The organism is Streptomyces violaceusniger Tu 4113 (assembly GCF_000147815.2).
GTDB lineage: Bacteria > Actinomycetota > Actinomycetes > Streptomycetales > Streptomycetaceae > Streptomyces > Streptomyces violaceusniger_A.
Map to the genome: position 1 here is coordinate 3027016 of NC_015957.1, position 19928 is coordinate 3046943.

The window sequence follows — 19928 nt, forward strand, 5'->3', positions numbered from 1 at the left end:
CTCAGCGGCTTCCGGAGTCCGGTCCGCCGCTTCGGGGGCCCGCTCCAGCGCCGTGGACCCCTGCGCCCGGCCCGCCGCCGCCGGGGTCCGTACGGCCCTCGCCGCCGGGACCCGCGCCCGCTGCGTCACCCCGATGCACACCAGCACCGCCACGGCGGCGATCGGGGCGGCGGGGGTCAGCTCCTCACCGAGGAGCAGCACCGACCACACCAACGTGAGGAGCGGCTGGGCCAGTTGGAGCTGACTGGCCCGCGTCACCCCGATGGCGGCCATCCCCCGGTACCAGACCACCATGCCCAGGAACTGCGAGCCCACCGCCAGCCACAGCAGCCCGGCCACCGCGCGGCCGCCGAGGTGGACGTCCTCGGCCGACAGTGCGAGCACCGCGCCCGGCACCGACAGCGGCAGACAGCCCACCAGCGCCCAGCCGATCACCTGCCAGCCCGGCATATGGCCGGCCAGTCGTCCGCCCTCGGCATAGCCCGCCGCGCACACCGGCAGCGCGGCGAACAGATACAGATCGCCGACGGTGGGCGCACCGCCGCTCTGCTGCAGCGCGAAGGCGATCACGACCGCGGCCCCGGCCAGCGCCGCCGCCCAGAACGTCCGCGAGGGCCGCACTCCGGTGCGTACGGCGGAGAGGGCGGCGGTGGTGAGCGGCAGCAGGCCGACCACCACGGCCGCGTGCGCCGTGGTGGAGGTCTGCAGGGCGAGCGTGGTCAGCAGCGGGAAGCCCACGACGACCCCGGCCGCCACGACCAGCAGCCCCGGCCAGTGGCGGCGGTCCGGCACCGGCACCCGCAGGGCGGCCAGCGCGCCGCCCGCGATCAGCGCGGCGAGCACCACCCGGCAGGTGGTCACCGACCAGGGGCCGAGGCCGGTGAGCGCCCAGGCGGTGCCGGGGAAGGTCAGGGAGAAGGCGGCCACGCCGAGCATGGCGAGCACCGTGCCGGCGCGGGCGGCGGACGGCGACGGGGTGACGTCCCGGCCCCGGGCGGTGTCGTCGCGGCCCCCGGTGGGGCCGCCGCTCACCGCTATCGCACTGTCTTCAGTAGCGCTATCCTGTGCTGTCATGGAACAGCGTAGCAGTGTGGCCGAACTCGCGAAATCGCTGCGAAAGGAGCTGGACCGCTACTCACCTGGAGAGAAGCTGCCGTCCAGTCGTGCCCTGGTCGAGCGCCACCGGGTGAGCCCGGTCACCGTCTCCCGCGCCCTCGCCGCACTCGCCGCCGAAGGGCTGGTGGTCACCCGCCCCGGCGCCGGTGCCTTCCGCGCCGACCGCCCCGGGGCGCCCCGGCCGGGCGACACCTCCTGGCAGGAGGTCGCGCTGAGCGTGGAGACGGCCGGCGAGCCGGTGCGGCGCTCGGTGGACGCCTCGGGCGTCCTGGCCACGCTCGCCGCCCCGCCGCACGGGATCCTGGAGTTCAACAACGGCTATCTGCACTCCTCGCTCCAGCCGGAGCGGGCGCTGTCCGCCGCCCTGGCCCGCGCCGGGCGGCGGCCCGGGGCATGGGGCCGCCCGCCGGTGGAGGGGCTCCCCGAGCTGCGCGCCTGGTTCGCCCGCGAGATCGGCGGTCCGGGCGGAACCCTCGGCGCCGCCGACGTACTGATCACCGCGGGCGGCCAGTCCGCGCTCACCTGCGCGCTGCGCGCCCTCGCCCCGCCCGGCGCGCCCGTCCTCGTCGAATCCCCGACCTACCCCGGGGTGCTCGCCGCCGCCCGCGCCTCCGGGCTGCGCCCCGTCCCGGTGCCGGTGGACACCGAGGGGGTCCGGCCCGAGCTGCTCGCCGAGGCGCTGCGGGCGACCGGCGCCCGGGTCTTCGTCTGCCAGCCGCTGTTCCAGAACCCCACCGGGGCGATGCTCGCCCCCGAGCGGCGCCGCGAGGTGATCGGGATCGCCCGTGAGGCGGGCGCGTTCGTGGTCGAGGACGACTTCGCCCGCCGGCTCGTCCACGAGGACGCGCCCCCGCTGGCCCCCACGCTCGCCGCCGACGACCCCGACGGGGTGGTGGTCCATGTGTGCTCGCTCACCAAGCCCACCTCGCCCAGCCTGCGGGTGGGCGCGCTCGCCGCCCGCGGCCCCGCGCTGGGGCGGCTGCGCGCGATCCAGGTCGTCGACAGCTTCTTCGTGCCCCGCCCGCTCCAGGAGGCGGCCCTGGAACTCGTCGGCGCCCCCTCCTGGCCCCGCCATCTGCGCAACGTCGCCGCCGAACTGCGCACCCGCCGCGACGCGCTCGTCACCGCCGTACGGCGCGAACTGCCCGCCCTGGAGCTGCGTTATGTCCCGCCCGGCGGCTACCACCTGTGGCTGCGGCTGCCCCAGGGCACCGACGAGACCGCGCTGGACTCCGCCGCGCTGCGCGCCGGAGTCGCCGTCGCCCCCGGCGGCCCGTACTTCTGCGCCGAACCGCCCGCGCCGCATGTGCGGCTGAGCTTCGCGTCGGTGGCGGGCGTCGGCGAACTGGCCGAGGGCGTACGGCGGTTGCGCACCGCGTGGGACGAGGTGCCGGCGGGGGCGTAGCGGGTGCCCGACGGGGCTTGCCGCCTGCGGCGGGCTGTTCCCCTCCCCGCCCCTTCCCGGCACCTGACGATATGCGGCTCCGCCGCGTGCGGGGCTCCGCCCCGGACCCCGGCGTCACGGGGCAAAGCCCCTGCCACGCGGCGGAGCCGCACATCTACGCGGCCCGCGCCCCTTCAGGGCGTCCGCATCCTGCTCGCCACCCGCGCTGCGCACCGCGTTCACCGGGCGTCCGCTTCGAGCCGCCCGACGATCCGGCGTACACCGGATGGCCACCGGTTTTCTCCCGGTAGCGGCCTACCCGAGCGCGGCCGTGACCGTACGATGCCGGGATGACGTTTCGGCTGACGCTGGTCGCCGCCGGCCGTAGCTCCTCCCGGCTGGGGGAGCGCTTCGGTGACGACCGGCCGCTGGATCCGGAGGGCCGGCTCGCCGCCGAGCGCGCGGCCCCCGGGCTTGTGCCGCTGGCCGCGGCGGAGCTGCGCTACTGCTCACCGTCGGCCCGCAGCCGGGAGACCGGCGATGCGCTGGGCTTCACCCCGCTGGTCCAACTCGCCCTGCGCGACTGCGACATGGGTCGCTGGGCGGGCCGCTCCCTCGCCGATGTGATGGCGCGCGAACCGGGGGAGGTGGACGCCTGGCTCGGCGATCCGCGCTCGGTGCCGCACGGCGGGGAGTCGCTGCACGCGTTCATCATGCGGATCGGCGGCTGGCTGGACACCCGCCCGGCCGAGGACCACGCCAAGATGGTGGCCGTCGCCGACCCCGGGGTGGTCCGCGCCGCACTGATGTACGCGATCAAGGCGCCGCCGCACTGCTACTGGAACGTCGACATACGCCCGCTCTCCACGGTCACCCTCACCGGCCGGGCGGGCGAGTGGCGGCTGCGCGTGGACGGGGTGTGAGTGGATGACGGGGTGTGAGCGGACGGGGTGTGAGCGGACGGGGTGTGACAGGAGCGCTCACGGCGCCTCCGTGATCTCCTCGGCCAGCAGATCCATCAGCAGGCCGTCGTGCCACGTACCGTCGGGGCCGCGCTCGTAGGACCGCATGATGCCGACGGCCCGGAAGCCGACCTTGCCATAACAGCGGATCGCGGCGGCGTTGTCCGCCGCCGGGTCGATCACGATCCGGTGGTGGCCGTGGTCGGCGATCAGGTGGCGGGCCAGGGTGCGTACGGCGTCGGTGCCCAGCCCCCGCCCGTGCACCGCCGGGTCCAGATAGATGTCGATGTTCGCGTGCCGGTAGTCCGGCTCGGCCTCGGCCGCCCACTGGATCATGCCGATCACCGCGCCCCCGTACTCGATGCTCAGATGCTCGGCGCCGTGCTCGGCGAGGTCCTCGCGCACCGCCGCCACCAGGCCCTCGCCGCCCCGCCAGCGCGCGTAGACCTCGGGCTTCGCGCGGATCGCGGCCAGGACGGGGACATCGGAGGGGTTGGTGGGGCGAAGCACCACCTGTGCGCCCCGCAGGGTCGTCGGCATGGACGGGACGATCCCAGGAAGCGCGGGCGGTGGCCAGGGCGCGTCGTTCTGCCCAGGGCCCTTTCGGGAAAGCGCCCGGCACCAGATATCTTGATGTCGAGCAATGTTGCAGACGTGGAGCGGAGCACCCGGTGACTGACTCGACCATCATCTATACGCACACGGACGAGGCCCCTGCCCTCGCGACGTACTCGTTCCTGCCGGTGATCGAGGCATACGCCTCGACGGCCGGGGTCACCGTGGAGAGCCGGGACATCTCTCTGGCGGGGCGGATCATCGCCCAGTTCCCGGAGTACCTCGAGGAGGGCCAGCGCATCCCCGACGCCCTCGCCGAGCTCGGTGACCTTGCCAAGACCCCCGAGGCCAACATCATCAAGCTGCCGAACATCTCGGCCTCGATCCCGCAGCTCAAGGCCGCGGTCGCCGAGCTGCAGGAGCAGGGCTACGCGCTGCCGGACTACCCGGACGACCCGAAGACCGACGAGGAGCGGGAGATCCGCGCCCGTTACGACAAGGTCAAGGGCTCCGCCGTGAACCCGGTGCTGCGCGAGGGCAACTCCGACCGCCGCGCCCCCGCCTCGGTGAAGAACTACGCCAAGGCGAACCCGCACCGCATGGGCGCCTGGACGGCCGATTCCAAGACCAATGTGGCCCACATGGACACCGACGACTTCCGCGCCACCGAGAAGTCCGCGGTGATCCAGGAGGCCGGTTCGCTGCGCATCGAGCTGGCCGGCGACGACGGCTCCACCACCGTGCTGCGCGAGTCGGTGCCGGTGCTGGCGGGCGAGGTCGTGGACGCCTCCGTGATGCGCGTCGCGGCGCTGCGCGAGTTCCTCTCGGCGCAGGTCGGCCGCGCCAAGGCGGAGGGCGTGCTGTTCTCGCTGCACCTGAAGGCCACGATGATGAAGGTCTCCGACCCGATCGTCTTCGGCCACGCCGTACGGGCCTTCTTCCCCAAGACCTTCGCCGAGCACGGTGAGGCCCTCGCCGCCGCCGGGCTGACCCCGAACGACGGCCTGGGCGGCATCCTCAAGGGCCTGGAGTCCCTGCCCGAGGGTGCGGCGATCAAGGCGTCCTTCGACACCGAGCTGGCCGAGGGCCCGGAGCTGGCCATGGTCGACTCCGACCGCGGCATCACCAACCTGCACGTGCCGTCCGACGTCATCGTCGACGCCTCCATGCCGGCCATGATCCGCACCTCCGGCCACATGTGGGGCCCGGACGGCGAGGAGCACGACACCCTCGCGGTGATCCCGGACAGCAGCTACGCCGGGATCTACCAGGCCGTCCTCGACGACTGCCGCGCCAACGGCGCCTTCGACCCGGCCACGATGGGCTCGGTGCCCAACGTCGGCCTGATGGCGCAGAAGGCCGAGGAGTACGGCAGCCACGACAAGACCTTTGAGATCCCCACCACGGGCACCGTCCGCGTCCTGGACGAGGCGGGCAACGCGGTCCTCGAGCAGGTCGTCGGCGCCGGTGACATCTTCCGGATGTGCCAGACCAAGGACGTGCCGATCAAGGACTGGGTCAAGCTGGCCGTCACCCGCGCCCGCGCCACCGGCGACCCGGCCGTCTTCTGGCTCGACGAGGGCCGGGCGCACGACGCCAACCTCATCGAGAAGGTCAAGGCGTACCTGCCCGAGCACGACACCGAGGGCCTGGACATCAAGATCCTCTCGCCGGTCGAGGCGATCAAGCTCTCCCTCGAGCGGATCCGCCGCGGCGAGAACACGATCTCGGTCACGGGCAACGTCCTGCGTGACTACCTGACCGACCTGTTCCCGATCCTGGAGCTGGGCACCAGCGCCAAGATGCTCTCGGTCGTCCCGCTGATCAACGGCGGCGGGCTGTTCGAGACCGGCGCGGGCGGCTCGGCGCCCAAGCACGTCCAGCAGCTCGTCAAGGAGAACTACCTGCGCTGGGACAGCCTGGGCGAGTTCCTCGCCCTCGCGGTCAGCTTCGAGCACCTCGCGCAGAAGACGGGCAACGCGCGGGCCCAGGTCCTCGCCGACACCCTCGACCGGGCGACCGGCACCTTCCTCGCCGAGAACAAGTCGCCCAGCCGCCGCGTCGGCGGGATCGACAACCGCGGCAGCCACTTCTACCTGGCCCGGTACTGGGCCCAGGAGCTGGCCGGGCAGACCGACGACGCGGCCCTGGCCAAGGCGTTCGCTCCGCTCGCCGAGGTTCTCACCGCCCAGGAGCAGACGATCGTCGACGAGCTGATCGCCGTCCAGGGCTCCCCGGCCGACATCGGCGGCTACTACCAGCCCGACGCCGCCAAGGCCGCGGCCGTCATGCGCCCGTCCGCGACCTTCAACCAGGCCCTCGCCACCCTCGGCTGACGCCCGGGCGCACCGCTGCGCCCCGGCCGGTACCCTCCGGCCGGGGCGCTTCGTGTTGTCCGTTACGGCTCCTGTCCGGGGGCGACCACCGCGGAAGCCATCGCGTGTGGGGGGCCGATGGCGTAAGACTTCAGAGCCACTTGCCCGCCGGTCCGTACCCCCAGCGGCGTAGGGCATCCCATCCTGGCGAGGGTTTCTCCCCAACTGCCCCATGAGAAAGGGTGATTACGTCACAACACAGACTGCCCATAAGGACTCCCCACGTGCGAACCAGACCATTCGTCCATGTCCTGGCGGCGAGCACCCTCGCGGCCCTGGTACCGGCCCTCGCCCCGGTCACCGCCTCCGCCGCAGGCAACCCCCTGGAGCCGTACCTCGGTCAGAAGCCGGCCTGGCACCGCTGCGCCGACGACAATCCGGCCTCCTACCAGTGCGCCACCATCAAGGTCCCGTTGGACTACAGCCGCCCCGACGGCAAGAAGACCGATCTCGCGATATCGCGGATGAAGACCAGCACCGCGGCGGAGCGCCGCGGTGTGCTGCTGCTCAACCCCGGTGGACCGGGCGGTCCGGGCACCGGCATGCCGCTCTCGCTGGCCACTGAGCTACCGAAGTCCGTGACGGAGAAGTTCGACCTCATCGGCTTCGACCCCCGGGGGGTCGGCGGGAGCTCCCCCGTCACCTGTGGTCTGACCGGCATCGAGGAGAGCTGGGAACGCCCCTACCGGGACGAGACGCTCGCCCGGGACGTGAAGTGGGCGCGCACCGTCGCCGAGAAGTGCGACCAGGAACAAGGCGACAAGCTGCGTCACATCACCACCCGGAACACGGCTCGCGACATGGACGTCATCCGGGCCGTGCTGGGCGAGAAGAAGATCTCCTACCTCGGGTACTCGTACGGCACCTACCTCGGCGCCGTCTACACGCAGATGTTCCCCCGGCGCGCCGACCGCTTTGTGCTGGACAGCTCCGTGGACCCGGCACGGATATGGCGCGGCATGATCCAGATCTGGGCCGAGGGCGCCGAACCCGCCTTCACGCGGTGGAGCGAGTGGACCGCCCAGCGGCACAGTACGTACAAACTGGGCAAGACCCCCGAGGCCGTTCGCAAGACCTTCTGGGACCTTGTCGCCCAGGCCGACCGTGAGCCGATCGAGCTCGACGGCCTGAAGCTGACCGGCGACGACATCCGCGGCGGCAGCCGCGCCTCGTTCTTCACGGTGCGCGAGGGCGCGGAGGCCATCGCCAGTTTGAAGAAGGCGGCCGACGGGGCTCCGGCCCGCACCGGCGAGTCCACGGTGCCCAGCCGTCCCGCCCAGCCGGCCTTCGGCCGCGCCGAGGCCCCGGACAACGGCACCGCCGCCTTCTGGTCCGTCGTATGCGGCGACACCCGTGACTGGCCGCGCGACCCCGAGCAGTATCGTGGCGACGCGTTGCGGGCGAAGGCGAAGTATCCGCTGTACGGCGACTTCGGATCCACCATCAAGCCGTGCGCCTTCTGGAAGAAGGACGGCAGCGAGCCCGCCACCAAGGTCGACAACAAGGTCGGCGCGCTGATCCTGCAGAACGAGTGGGACTCGCAGACGCCCATCGCCAGCGGTCGCGGTATGCACCGGGCCATGAGGGGCTCCCGGATGGTCACCGTCGCCGGAGGCGAGGGCCACGGTGTCTACGGCTACACCAAGTCGTGCGCGGACAAGCCGGCCACCGGCTATCTGTCCACCGGCCGTCTCCCGGCGAAGGACGTGACGTGCCGTACGCCCGCGTCGCAGCGCGAGCAGGGCTTCAAGAAGTTGCCCCTTCCCGCGCCTCAGGGACTCCCGGGGACGACGAACGGCTTCTGACCCGTTCCGCCGGACGGCGAGGTGATGTGGGGCTCCAGCAGGCTGGGGCCCCACATCACGTACGTGCGTCTACTGGCCCGCGGGCGCCGGTGCGAGGCCGTCCTCGACCAGCCCGGCGAGGACCGCTTCGCCAAGGGCGTGGACGGCGGACTGGGGCCGGACCATGACGGTGAACTCTTTGATCCGGCCGTCGTCGTGGAAGTGCAGCAGGTCGATGCCGTGGATCTCCTTGTCGGCCACCCGGGCGCGGAAGAGCAGCACCGCCGACGCGGCTGAGGTGCCGTCGGTGCTGGTCTGCGCGGTGCCGTTGTAGTCGCCGACGTAACGGAAGTCCTCGAACGTGCGCAACAGGACCCCGAAGAGGCCGAGCACCATCGGCTTGCCTTCGAAGGGGGTGAACTTGACGGGGCTGTAGAGGCGGATGTCCTCGGTGAACAGGTCGTCCAGGGCCGTGAGGTCCTTGCTGTCGACGGCGGCACGGAAACGGTCGGCGGCGTTCATCGCGGCCCCACCTTCGCTAGTCATGGATGTGATTAGTCATTTTCATGACTACCATGGTTCCGTGCCCGGCGGCAGAGGCAATCCGGCGGCACATTCCGGCGGCAGAGGCATGAACCCAGCGGCATGAAGGAGGCGATCCCATGGCCCTACGGCACGCCGTGCTGGCGGCACTGCTCGAGGGGGAGCTCAGCGGATACCAGCTCACCAAGGCGTTCGACATCGGCGTGGCGAACTTCTGGCACGCCCAGCCGCAGCAGCTCTACGCCGAGCTGACCCGTCTGGAGAAGGACGGGCTCATCGCGGGCCGGGAGGTGGCCCAGGAGGCCCGCCCCACCAAGCGCCTGTTCCAGGTGACCGATGCCGGGCTGGCGGAGCTGGAGGAGTTCACGGCCGCCTTCGCGAAGCCCTCCTTCATCCGCGACGACCTGCTCGTCAAGGTCCAGGCCGCCGACCATGTCGACACCGAGACCCTGATCGGCCAGCTCACCGAGCGGGCCGCCTTCGCCCAAGCCAAGATCGACCTCTTCGGCAAGCTGCTGCGCAGAATCCGCGGTGACCTTACGGAGGAGGCCTTCCTTCGCCACGGCCGCCCCATTGGCCCGTACTTGACCTGTCTGCGCGGTCTGGCCCTCGAACAGGGCAACCGCGACTGGTGCGAGCGCACGATCACGGTCCTGCGACAGAGGGAGCACACCCATGCCCGGCACTGACGCGCCCTACAGCCGCTACGTCGCGCTGGGCGACAGCCAGACCGAGGGCCTGGGCGACGGCGACGAGGCCACCGGTCTGCGCGGCTTCGCCGACCGCCTCGCCGAACACCTCGCCCACCACAACCCCGGCGTCTCCTACGCCAATCTCGCCGTACGGGGCCGCCTCGCCGCGCAGGTCCACACCGAGCAGCTCGCACCCGCCCTGTCCCTCCGCCCCGACCTTGCCACCGTCGTCGCCGGGGTCAACGACCTGCTGCGCCCCCGCTTCGACGCCGACCAAGTCGCCCACCACCTGGAGGCGATGTTCGCCGCGCTCACCGCCCAGGGCGCCCGTGTGGCCACGCTCACCTTCCCCGACCCCGCCCGCATCACCCCGCTGGCGCGCCCTCTCGCCCCGCGCGTCGTCGCCCTGAACCAGCGCATCCGCGATGCCGCCGGGCGTCACGGGGTCACCGTCGCCGAAACCAGCCGGCACCCCGTCGTCGCCGATCCCCGGCTGTGGAGCAGCGACCGCCTGCACGCCGGCCCCCTCGGTCACCAGCGCATCGCCGCCGCCCTCGCGCACGCCCTCGGCCTGCCCGGCACCGACGACACCTGGACCCACCCCCTGCCCCCGCCGGCGACGCCCGTACTCACCGGATGGCGCGCCGCCCCCGGCGAACTGCGCTGGACCGCCACCTTCCTCGGCCCCTGGCTCACCCGGCGGCTCCGCGGCCGCTCCTCCGGCGACGGCCACACCGCCAAGCGCCCACATCTGGGCCCGGTGGACGCGAGGCGTCCGAGCTGAGCGGAGTGGTGTGACCGTCAGAAGTCGTACGGCTTCTCGGTGCTCCAGTTCAGCACGTCGGCCTCGTTCCAGCGGAACTGCGGCTTCTCGCCCTTGCTGTCGACGGAGTAGGAGGGGCCGTCCTGACCGTCCGCGCCGCGCAGCGCGATGGCGAACGACTGCGCCGTCTGGTTCTTCGAGCCGTAGTCGAAGAGGTTCACCGCGCTGTATGCCGTGCCGCCGCTCTGGAGCGTGATGCGCTTGTCGCCGCCCGGGTTGTCCTTCTTCGAGTGCGGCAGTACGGCCTCGTCGTCGCCCAGCTTCACGGACGGGTACGAGGTGACCCAGCACGGCTTGTCGCCCTCGTTCGACGCGGTGATCAGCAGGTGGTCGCCCTGCTGGTCGGCGAGCTGGTGCACCGCGGTGACCATCATCTCGTCGCCGCGGCACTGCTGGGCGGCCGTTGTGGCCTTGTTCGCGACCTCGTCCGACCCACCCGAGGCGGTCGTGGAGCGCTCGCCCGTCTTGGCGTCACCGCCGCTCTTGGCCTGCTCCGCGCCGCCCTTGGCGTCTCCGTCGGACGCGGACCGGCTCTGCGAGGTGCCGGCGGCCTTGTCGCCGCCCGCCGCCTTCGAGTCGCCGTCGGCGCCGCCGCAGGCGGTCAGGCCCAGCGCCAGCGCGGCGGTGACGGTGGCCAGGGCGGCGGTACGAATCCGGGAAGTACGCATGATCAGGTTCTCCTGCGTTTCGTGCGGGGGTCTTCTTCGACGTTTCCCGCGGTGTGAACACCACTTTTCCCGGGGCCGCTGACGTTCTGGAAACGTCTCACTCACGCCTCGCTCACGTCCCGCAAACGAATCGCGAGCGGCAGGGAGGGCTTTGCATAAAGCTGCGATCAATCGTATAGTCATGCCATCGTGTGAGGGAGGAAGACGGCAATGGTCATACGTGCTGCGGTGGCAGGCGCGAGCGGATACGCGGGCGGGGAACTGCTGCGCCTGCTGCTCGCCCACCCCGAGGTGGAGATCGGCACCCTGACCGGCAACTCCAACGCCGGGCAGCCCCTCGCCGGGCTGCAGCCCCATCTGCTTCCGCTGGCCGGGCGGGTGCTGGAGCCCACCACCGCGGAGGCGCTGGCCAGGCATGACGTGGTCTTCCTGGCGCTGCCGCACGGGCAGTCCGCCGCCGTGGCCGAGCAGCTCGGCGACCAGGTCCTGGTCATCGACTGCGGCGCCGACTTCCGGCTCAAGGACGCGGCGGACTGGGAGAAGTTCTACGGCTCGCCGCACGCCGGCACCTGGCCCTACGGCCTCCCCGAGCTGCCCGGGGCCCGCTCCGCGCTGGAGGGGGCCAGGCGCATCGCGGTTCCGGGCTGCTATCCCACCGCCATCTCCCTCGCGCTCTTCCCGGCGTACGCGGCGGGGCTGCTGGAGCCCGAGGCGGTGATCGTCGCCGCCTCCGGCACCTCGGGCGCGGGCAAGGCGCCCAAGCCGCATCTGCTGGGCAGCGAGGTCATGGGCTCCATGAGCCCGTACGGCGTCGGCGGCGGCCACCGGCACACCCCCGAGATGATCCAGAACCTGTCGGCCGCGGCAGGGGAGCGGGTCTCGGTCTCCTTCACCCCGACCCTCGCCCCGATGCCCCGCGGCATCCTCGCCACCTGCAGCGCCACGGCCCGGCCCGGGGTGACCGGGGAGAGCCTGCGGGCCGCGTACGAGAAGGCACTGCGGGACGAGCCGTTCGTCACCCTCCTCCCCGAGGGCCAGTGGCCCTCCACCGCCGCCGTCCACGGATCCAACGCCGCGCTGCTCCAGGTCGCCCATGACGAGGCGGCCGGCCGCGCCATCGTGATCAGCGCCATCGACAACCTCACCAAGGGCACCGCCGGTGGCGCGGTGCAGAGCATGAACATCGCCCTCGGCCTCCCCGAGGAGCTGGGACTTTCCACGATCGGAGTCGCTCCATGAGCGTTACGGCAGCCCAGGGCTTCACGGCCTCCGGCGTCGCGGCAGGCATCAAGGAGAACGGAAACCCCGACCTCGCACTCGTCGTGAACACCGGCCCGCGCCTCGCCGCCGCGGCCGTCTTCACCTCCAACCGCGTCAAGGCCGCCCCCGTCCTGTGGTCCGAGCAGGTCCTCAAGGGCGGCCAGGTCTCGGCCGTGGTCCTCAACTCCGGTGGCGCCAACGCCTGCACCGGCCCGCTGGGCTTCCAGGACACCCACGCCACCGCCGAGAAGGCCGCGGACGCCCTCGGCCACAGCGCGGGCGAGGTCGCCGTCGCCTCCACCGGGCTCATCGGCGTCCGGCTGCCCATGGACGCGGTGCTGTCCGGGATCGGCAAGGCCGCCGAGGCGCTCTCCCCGCACGGCGGCGAGAAGGCCGCCATCGCCATCAGGACCACCGACACCGTTCACAAGACGGCCGTCGCGCAGAGCCCGGCCGGCTGGACCGTCGGCGGTATGGCCAAGGGCGCGGGGATGCTGGCCCCGGGCCTGGCCACCATGCTCGTCGTCCTCACCACCGACGCCGACGTGGACACCCCCGGGCTGGACACCGCGCTGCGCGCCGCCACCCGCACCACCTTCGACCGGATCGACTCCGACGGCTGCATGTCCACCAACGACATGGTGCTGCTGATGGCCTCCGGCGCCTCCGGTGTCACGCCAGAGACCGCCGAGTTCGCCGAGGCGGTCCGCGAGGTCTGCGCCGATCTCGCCCGCCAGTTGATCGGGGACGCCGAGGGCGCCTCCAAGGACATCCGGATCGAGGTCGTGGGCGCGGCCTCCGAGGACGACGCCGTGGAGGTGGGCCGCTCCATCGCCCGTAACAACCTCCTCAAGTGCGCCGTCCACGGCGAGGACCCCAACTGGGGCCGGGTGCTCTCCGCGATCGGCACCACTTCCGCCGCCTTCGAACCGGACCAGCTCAACGTCGCCATCAACGACGTCTGGGTGTGCAAGAACGGCTCGGTGGGCGAGGACCGCGAACTGGTCGACATGCGCTACCGCGAGGTCCGCATCACCGCCGACCTGGCCGCGGGCGGCGCCTCGGCGGTCATCTGGACCAACGACCTGACCGCCGACTACGTCCACGAGAACAGCGCCTACGCATCATGAGCGAGCCGACCGCCCGTAAACACACCGCCCTGCCCAAGGCCCGCATCCTCATCGAGGCGCTGCCCTGGCTGACCCGGCACCACGGCAAGACCGTGGTGATCAAATTCGGCGGCAACGCCATGGTCGACGACGAGCTGAAGGCCGCCTTCGCCCAGGACGTCGTCTTCCTGCGCCACGCGGGCCTGCGCCCCGTCGTCGTCCACGGCGGCGGCCCCCAGATCAGCGCCCAGCTCGACCGGCACGGTCTGGTCAGCGAGTTCAAGGCCGGGCTGCGGGTCACCACCGACGACGCCATGGACGTCGTACGGATGGTGCTGGCCGGACAGGTCCAGCGCGAACTGGTCGGGCTGCTCAACCGGCACGGCCCGCTCGCCGTCGGCATGACCGGCGAGGACGCGCATCTGATGTCCGCCACCAAGCACTTCGCCGAGATCGACGGCGAGCAGGTGGACATCGGCCGGGTCGGCCAGATCACCGAGATCGACACCGGGGCGGTCCAGGCCCTGCTGGACGACGGCCGGATCCCGGTCGTCTCCTCCATCGCCCGCAGCGCCGATGACGCCCACGTCTACAACGTCAACGCCGACACGGCCGCCGCCGCGCTCGCCGTCGCGCTGGGCGCCGAGACGCTGGTGGTGCTCACCGATGTCGAGGGCCTCTACGCCGACTGGCCCAACAGCGACGATGTGATCAGCAAGCTCACCGCGAGCCGGCTCGAGAAGCTGCTGCCGGAGCTGGCCAGCGGCATGGTGCCGAAGATGGAGGGCTGTCTGTACGCCGTGCGCCACGGGGTCACCACCGCCCGTGTGCTGGACGGACGCGTACCGCACGCCATCCTGCTGGAGATCTTCACCGACGAGGGCATCGGCACGATGGTCCTGCCGGACGGGACCGTGATCGACCAGCGGGACAAGGGCGGCAAGGGCGGCAACGGACACCAGGACAACCAGGGCGACAAGGGGGAGGACCAGTGAGCAACGCGGAGCTGAAGCAGCGCTGGCAGGGGGCGCTCATGGACAACTACGGCACCCCCCGCCTCCCGCTCGCCCACGGCGAGGGCACCAAGGTCTGGGACGCGGACGGCAAGGAATACCTCGACTTCGTCGGCGGTATCGCCGTCAACTCCCTCGGCCATGCCCACCCCGCCGTCGTCCGGGCCGTGTCCGACCAGATCGCCACCCTCGGCCATGTCTCCAACCTCTTCGTCGCCGAGCCCCCGGTGGCGCTCGCCGAGCGGCTGCTCCAGCTCTTCGGCCGCTCCGGACGCGTGTACTTCTCCAACTCGGGCGCGGAGGCGGTCGAGGCCGCCGTCAAGATCGGGCGGCGCACCGGGCGCACCCATATGGTGGCCACCACGGGTGGCTTCCACGGCCGCACCATGGGCGCCCTCGCGCTGACCGGCCAGCCCGCCAAGCAGGAACCGTTCCTTCCGCTGCCCGGCGACGTCACGCATGTGCCGTACGGGGACGTGGCGGCGCTGCGCGCGGCCGTCACCACCGACACCGCCCTCGTCATCGTGGAGCCCATCCAGGGCGAGAACGGTGTCATCGTGCCGCCGGCCGGCTATCTGGCGGCGGCGCGGGAGATCACCCGGGCCACCGGCACCCTGCTGGTGCTCGACGAGATCCAGACCGGGATCGGGCGGACCGGACACTGGTTCGAGCACCAGGCGCAGGGCGTCGAGCCCGATGTGGTCACCCTGGCCAAGGGGCTCGGCGCCGGGCTGCCCATCGGCGCCACCCTCGCCTTCGGCCCCGCGGCCGACCTGCTGACCCCGGGTCAGCACGGATCCACCTTCGGCGGAAACCCCGTCGCCTGCGCCGCCGCTCTCGCCGTCCTCGACACGATCGCCGCCGACGGCATCCTGGACCGGGTCAAGCAGGCGGGGGAGCGGCTGCGTAACGGAATCGAATCGCTCGACCACTCTCTGGTAGCCCGGGTCCGCGGCGCCGGGCTGCTGCTCGGTATCGTGCTCACAGAGTCCCTCGCACCGCAGGTGCAGCAGGCGGCTCAGGACGCGGGACTCCTGGTGAACGCGGTCGCGCCGGATGTGGTCCGGCTCGCCCCGCCGCTCGTCATCGCCGACGAGGAGGTGGACACCTTCCTCCGGGAGCTGCCCGCCGTTCTGGACGCCGCAGGCGAGGGTGACGGGGAACGACGAGCCGGAGACTGACGACACCGATGACCGAGGCGCAGCACACCGACGCGCAGCACACCGACGTGCAGGACGCCAACCACGGCGGACCGGCTGTGCCGCAGACCCGCACCGCACGCCACCGCCGGATCGTGGACATCCTGAACCGGCAGGCCGTGCGCTCCCAGAGCCAGCTCGCCAAGCTGCTCGCCGACGACGGGCTCTCCGTCACCCAGGCGACGCTCTCCCGGGACCTGGACGAGCTGGGCGCGGTGAAGATCCGCAACACCGGCGGTGAGCTGATCTACGCGGTGCCGAGCGAGGGCGGCGACCGCACGCCGCGCGCCCCGCTCGGCGAGTCGGCGAGCGAGGCGCGGATGGCCCGGCTGGCGGCCGAGCTGCTGATCTCGGCGGAGGCATCGGCCAACCTCGTGGTGCTGCGCACCCCGCCGGGCGCCGCCCAGTTCCTCGCCTCGGCCATCGACTCGGCCGAGCTGCACGACATCCTCGGCACCATCGCGGGCGACGACACCCTCATGCTGATCAGCCGCGACCCGGTGGGCGGCCAGCAACTCGCGGACCATCTGCTGCGCCTGGCCCAGAAGGAGCGTTAGGGGAGGCCCGGCAGATCTTGACGCCTACGGCGGGCTGCTCCCCTCCCCTTCCCGCGGCATCGATATGCGGCTTCGCCGCGTGGCAGGGCTCTGCCCCGGATTCCGGGGTCCAGGGGCGAGGCCCCTGGTAATGGGCACGGGCTGGCAGGCTGCTCGCCCCCGGCGCCTTCTCGCAGCATGGATATGCGGCTTCGCCGCGTGGCAGGGCTCAGCCGCAGACGCCGGGGTCCAGGGGCGAAGCCCCTAGTATCGGGAAGGGGCGGGGAGGGGAAAGATCCACCCGGACACCCCTAGGCGCTCGCCGACTTCTCCGCCCCCCGCGCCCGGTACGACATCCAAGCCGCCACCACCGCGCCCGAAACGTTGTGCCAGACGGAGAACACGGCGGCCGGGAGCGCGGCCAGCGGGCTGAAGTGGGCGGCGGCCAGGGAGGCGGCGAGCCCGGAGTTCTGCATGCCGACCTCGAAGGCCATGGCCCGGCTGGCGGGCGCGCCCAGCCGGGCCACCTTCCCGGCCCCGTATCCCAGCGCCAGGCCGAGCCCGTTGTGGAGCACCACGGCGAGCAGCACCAGCGCCGCCGCCGACTTGATGGCGTCCGCGCTGGCCGCCACCACGACCGCGACGATCACGCCGATGGTGACGGCCGACAGCCAGGGCAGCAGCCCCAGCACCCGGTGGACGTACCGCCCGGCGACCAGCCGCACGACCAGCCCCCCGACCACCGGCAGCAGCACGGTCTTGAGGATGTCGGTGACCATCGACCCCGCGTCCACCGGCAGGAACTCCCCGGCCAGCAGCAGCGTCAGCGGCGGGGTGACTAGGGGCGCGAGCACCGTGGAGACGGTGGCGACCGAGACCGACAGGGCCACATCGCCGCGCGCCAGATAGGTCACCACGTTCGAGGCCGTTCCGCTCGGCGCACAGCCGACCAGGATGACGCCGGCCGCCAACTGCGGGGAGAGACCTAGGGCGTTGGCGATCAGCCACCCCAGACCCGGCATGATCACATAGTGCGCGACCAGCCCGAGGGCCACCGCCCAGGGCCGCTTGACCACACCGGAGAAGTCCTGCGGGGTCATGGTCAGCCCCATGCAGAACATGATCACGCCGAGCAGATAGGGCACGTTCGGCGCCCAGCCGCTGAAGGTGCCGGGCGTGGTGAGGCCCGCCGCCCCGGCGGCGAGGACCAGAATGGGGAAGACGGTGACGGCCCGCCGGGCCGCCCGGTCGGCGGAGGTGGACTCCGGCGACGGCGAGGGCGACGGCGAGGGCGGCTGCACCGCCGTCGTCGAGGGGTCCGCCGCGGAGCTCTTCGATTCGGATCGCACCGTGTGATCGAACGCTTCCGGAGGTATCTTCCGCAACACCGTCTCGTTATGTGGTCACTACACCCACTACGGCGAACCGAGAGGCGGCAGCGGCAGCGGAAGCCCCGGCAGACCGTCGATGCTGCCGGCGATGTGCTCCTTCTTGTGGAAGTAGCGGTCCAGCGACGCGTCGTCCTCCCGCCGGAAGCGGTCGCCGTGCAGCGTGCGCTCCTCGCGATAGTCCATGAAGGGGACCGCGAAGCCGCAGGTGTCCCGGATCAGCTCGGCCGTCACCACGATGACCGCCCGCAGCCCGTGCGCGTCCACGTCGATGCCCGGGAAGTGCTTCAGCAGCGCGCCGAACCGCGGATCGTCACGGAACACCGGCTCGCCCCGGCCATGCACCCGCACGATGTTCGGCGGGCCGGTGAAGGCGCACCACATCAGGGTGATCCTGCCGTTCTCCCGCAGATGGGCGATGGTCTCCGCGTTGCTCCCCGCGAAGTCCAGGTAGGCCACGGTCAGTTCGTCGAGTACGGCGAAGGAGCCGGCCAGCCCCTTCGGAGAGAGGTTCACCGTGCCGTCCCCGTCCAGCGGGGCGGTCGCGGTGAAGAAGATCTTCTGCTCTTCGACGAAGGTGCGGAGTCTGCCGTCGATGCGTTCGTACACCTTTCCCATGTGGCGCATTATCCTCGCGGGCGGCCGCCGGGGCGATGTTTCCATGGGCGTATGGCCTCCAAGAAAGCCTCCGCGCGAACGTCGGCGACCGGGCCCGCGATCCACATCCGCCGGGTGTACGACACCCCCGGCCCGGACGACGGCACCCGTGTCCTGGTCGACCGCGTCTGGCCGCGCGGCCTCGCCAAGGCCGACGCCCACCTGGACGAATGGGCCAAGGACGCCGCCCCCTCCACCGAACTGCGCCGCTGGTACGGCCACGAACCGGACCGCTTCCCCGAATTCACCCGCCGCTACCACGCCGAACTCACCACCCCCGAGCGCCAGGCGGCCGTCGACCACCTCCACACCCTGGCCACCTCCGGCCCCCTGACCCTCCTCACGGCCGTGAAGGACCTCGACCACGGCCACGTCCAGGTCCTGGCCGAGGCGATCCGCGACCACGACGGCTGAGCGCCGCTCAGGGGCCGTACCGTACGCACAGCTCAGCCACGCCCTACACGCACAGCCCCGCCGTATAGCGGGCGAAGCCGCTGGTGTGCCAGGTGGTGCCGTCGGCGGTGATGACGAATGCCTCGGCGTCGGGGAGCCGTCCCAGCCAGGGGCGGGCGCGGTCGGCGCCCATGGCGCAGGCCGCGGTGGCCCAGGCGTCGGCGTCGGCCAGGCTGGTGGCGATCACGGTGAGCGAGGCCAGGCCCTGTGCCGGGGGGCGTCCGGTGCTCGGGTCCACGATGTGGCAGCCCCGTTCGGCCGGGCCGGAGGTGGCCACGGCGAGTTCGCCGTGTGCCTCCACGACCGCCGCCAGCTCGCCCCGGCGCAGCGGATCGGCGATGCCCACCCGCCAGGGGCCGCCGTGGACCTGGACGTCGCCGCCGCCGTTCACACACACCGACCCGGCGCCCGAGGAGACCAGCATCCGGGCAGCGCGCTCCACGGCCCAGCCCTTGACCAGGCCCGTCGGGTCGGGCTGGCCACCGGCGTAGCGGGCGCTGAACCAGCCACCGCTGCGGTGCTCGGCGTCCTCGCACATCCGCAGCACGTCCCGGACCTCCGGGTCGCACCGCGAGAGCGTCAGCTCACCGCGCCCCAGCCGGCTGATCTCGCTGTCCGGGCGATAGGTGGAGAACAGCTCGTCCACCCGGTGCAGCCCCACCACGGCCCCGTCCAGCGCGGCCTGCACCCGGGGCCGGTCGGCGGCCGCGACCTCGCGTATGTCGAAGGAGAAGACCGTGCCCATGACGTGCTCGACATGGCGCAGCGGCCCGGGTTCGTGGCTCTGGTACGTCATTGGGCACCTGCCTTGTCGAGGGCGCTCTGCAAGGACTTGGCATAGCCCTCGCTCGTGTAGGTGGCACCGGAGACCGTATCCACCTTCGCCGCGGCCACCGCCTGCTGATTGAGCTTCGGGATGGAGTCCTTGGCGATCTGGTCGCTCTGTGGACCGGAGTTCGGCGTCTTGACCGCCTGCGCGCCGGTGATCTTCCCGCCGCTGACGGTGAGGCTCACCTGGACCGGGCCGTACTGGGTCTGCGCGACGTCGCCGGTGACCGTACGGGCGCCGCCCGCACCCGCCCCGGCCCCCGCGCCGCCCCCGCCCGGCTGTGCCGTGCCCGCGACCGGGGGCGCCTGGCCCGGCTGGTTCTGGGCGACGGCATCACCGCCCCCCGAACCGGGCTGCTTCAGTGCGAGCAGCAGCACCACACCGGAGACGGTGGCGGCCGTGCCCAGGACGATGCGGCGCAGCGGATGCTTCCTCTTCATCGGGACTCCTTCGTGGATGCCCCGGCCTTCAGGCCGGGGAGGAAACGAAGCTCCTGCGGAGCAGGGCGGGGAAAGGCGGATCGCCGCCAGGGTGATTCGGCGTCTGTGGTCACTCCGGCCGACACTCGCCCCTCACACGGGA

19 protein-coding genes and 1 pseudogene are annotated in these 19928 nt (G+C 72.1%); 12 read left to right on the top strand and 8 right to left on the bottom strand.

Annotated elements, in window-relative coordinates; translation table 11 throughout:
- Positions 1-111 precede the first annotated feature (111 nt).
- Positions 112-1074, bottom strand: a pseudogene (locus STRVI_RS13140) (DMT family transporter); the annotation flags it as partial.
- Here STRVI_RS13140 and STRVI_RS13145 point away from each other — a divergent pair.
- A complete protein-coding gene (locus tag STRVI_RS13145) occupies positions 1073-2521 on the top strand; it encodes a PLP-dependent aminotransferase family protein (protein ID WP_014056136.1) in 1449 nt (482 codons plus the stop codon). The pseudogene STRVI_RS13140 and the gene STRVI_RS13145 sit on opposite strands and share 2 nt — an antisense overlap.
- 329 nt (positions 2522-2850) lie before the next feature.
- Complete coding sequence (locus tag STRVI_RS13150) at positions 2851-3423, top strand: histidine phosphatase family protein (RefSeq protein WP_014056137.1); 573 nt, start codon at positions 2851-2853, stop codon at positions 3421-3423.
- Positions 3424-3480: 57 nt separating this feature from the next.
- On the opposite strand, the gene STRVI_RS13155 is transcribed toward STRVI_RS13150, so the two are convergent.
- Positions 3481-4002 (bottom strand): GNAT family N-acetyltransferase, encoded by a 522-nt coding sequence (locus STRVI_RS13155; protein ID WP_014056138.1) that lies wholly within the window; start codon positions 4000-4002, stop codon positions 3481-3483.
- A gap of 131 nt (positions 4003-4133) precedes the next feature.
- Here STRVI_RS13155 and STRVI_RS13160 point away from each other — a divergent pair, with 131 nt between their 5' ends.
- Positions 4134-6353, top strand: a complete 2220-nt coding sequence (locus tag STRVI_RS13160; RefSeq protein ID WP_014056139.1) for an NADP-dependent isocitrate dehydrogenase — start codon at positions 4134-4136, stop codon at positions 6351-6353.
- 263 nt (positions 6354-6616) lie between these two features.
- Positions 6617-8197 (top strand): alpha/beta hydrolase, encoded by a 1581-nt coding sequence (locus STRVI_RS13165; RefSeq protein ID WP_014056140.1) that lies wholly within the window; start codon positions 6617-6619, stop codon positions 8195-8197.
- A 69-nt stretch (positions 8198-8266) separates the two neighbouring features.
- Here STRVI_RS13165 and STRVI_RS13170 read toward each other — a convergent pair whose 3' ends face one another.
- A complete protein-coding gene (locus STRVI_RS13170) occupies positions 8267-8698 on the bottom strand; it encodes a nuclear transport factor 2 family protein (protein WP_014056141.1) in 432 nt (143 codons plus the stop codon).
- 140 nt (positions 8699-8838) lie between these two features.
- Between STRVI_RS13170 and STRVI_RS13175 the strand changes: the two genes are divergently transcribed.
- Both STRVI_RS13175 and STRVI_RS13180 read left to right on the top strand, forming a co-directional pair.
- Complete coding sequence (locus STRVI_RS13175) at positions 8839-9408, top strand: PadR family transcriptional regulator (RefSeq protein ID WP_014056142.1); 570 nt, start codon at positions 8839-8841, stop codon at positions 9406-9408.
- Complete coding sequence (locus tag STRVI_RS13180; protein WP_014056143.1) at positions 9395-10195, top strand: SGNH/GDSL hydrolase family protein; 801 nt, start codon at positions 9395-9397, stop codon at positions 10193-10195. The genes STRVI_RS13175 and STRVI_RS13180 overlap by 14 nt, the downstream gene beginning before the upstream one ends.
- Positions 10196-10212: 17 nt before the next feature.
- On the opposite strand, the gene STRVI_RS13185 is transcribed toward STRVI_RS13180, so the two are convergent.
- Positions 10213-10902, bottom strand: coding sequence for a DUF4232 domain-containing protein (locus tag STRVI_RS13185; protein ID WP_014056144.1), 690 nt, complete (start codon positions 10900-10902; stop codon positions 10213-10215).
- 210 nt (positions 10903-11112) lie between these two features.
- Between STRVI_RS13185 and argC the strand changes: the two genes are divergently transcribed.
- From argC to STRVI_RS13210, 5 genes are read left to right on the top strand one after another with little or no spacing between them, the layout of a single operon-like run.
- Positions 11113-12141, top strand: a complete 1029-nt coding sequence (argC, locus tag STRVI_RS13190) for an N-acetyl-gamma-glutamyl-phosphate reductase (RefSeq protein WP_014056145.1) — start codon at positions 11113-11115, stop codon at positions 12139-12141.
- On the top strand, positions 12138-13292 hold the full coding sequence (gene argJ / locus STRVI_RS13195; RefSeq protein ID WP_014056146.1) for a bifunctional glutamate N-acetyltransferase/amino-acid acetyltransferase ArgJ: 1155 nt from the start codon (positions 12138-12140) through the stop codon (positions 13290-13292). The genes argC and argJ overlap by 4 nt, the downstream gene beginning before the upstream one ends.
- A complete protein-coding gene (gene argB / locus STRVI_RS13200; protein WP_014056147.1) occupies positions 13289-14266 on the top strand; it encodes an acetylglutamate kinase in 978 nt (325 codons plus the stop codon). Before argJ ends, argB begins: the two co-directional genes overlap by 4 nt.
- A complete protein-coding gene (locus tag STRVI_RS13205) occupies positions 14263-15465 on the top strand; it encodes an acetylornithine transaminase (RefSeq protein WP_014056148.1) in 1203 nt (400 codons plus the stop codon). The genes argB and STRVI_RS13205 overlap by 4 nt, the downstream gene beginning before the upstream one ends.
- Positions 15466-15473: 8 nt before the next feature.
- Positions 15474-16040, top strand: a complete 567-nt coding sequence (locus tag STRVI_RS13210) for an arginine repressor (protein WP_014056149.1) — start codon at positions 15474-15476, stop codon at positions 16038-16040.
- Positions 16041-16330: 290 nt separating this feature from the next.
- On the opposite strand, the gene STRVI_RS13215 is transcribed toward STRVI_RS13210, so the two are convergent.
- Positions 16331-17320: a bile acid:sodium symporter family protein gene (locus STRVI_RS13215; RefSeq protein WP_043238673.1), complete on the bottom strand. Its 990-nt coding sequence runs from the start codon at positions 17318-17320 to the stop codon at positions 16331-16333.
- A 114-nt stretch (positions 17321-17434) separates the two neighbouring features.
- Complete coding sequence (locus STRVI_RS13220; RefSeq protein WP_043235860.1) at positions 17435-18025, bottom strand: pyridoxamine 5'-phosphate oxidase family protein; 591 nt, start codon at positions 18023-18025, stop codon at positions 17435-17437.
- A gap of 51 nt (positions 18026-18076) precedes the next feature.
- Between STRVI_RS13220 and STRVI_RS13225 the strand changes: the two genes are divergently transcribed.
- Positions 18077-18478, top strand: coding sequence for a DUF488 domain-containing protein (locus tag STRVI_RS13225; RefSeq protein WP_014056152.1), 402 nt, complete (start codon positions 18077-18079; stop codon positions 18476-18478).
- A gap of 43 nt (positions 18479-18521) precedes the next feature.
- On the opposite strand, the gene STRVI_RS13230 is transcribed toward STRVI_RS13225, so the two are convergent.
- Entirely contained in the window at positions 18522-19313 is a 792-nt protein-coding gene (locus STRVI_RS13230; RefSeq protein WP_014056153.1) for an FAD:protein FMN transferase, read from the bottom strand.
- On the bottom strand, positions 19310-19786 hold the full coding sequence (locus tag STRVI_RS13235; RefSeq protein WP_014056154.1) for an FMN-binding protein: 477 nt from the start codon (positions 19784-19786) through the stop codon (positions 19310-19312). The genes STRVI_RS13230 and STRVI_RS13235 overlap by 4 nt, the downstream gene beginning before the upstream one ends.
- Positions 19787-19928: the final 142 nt, after the last annotated feature.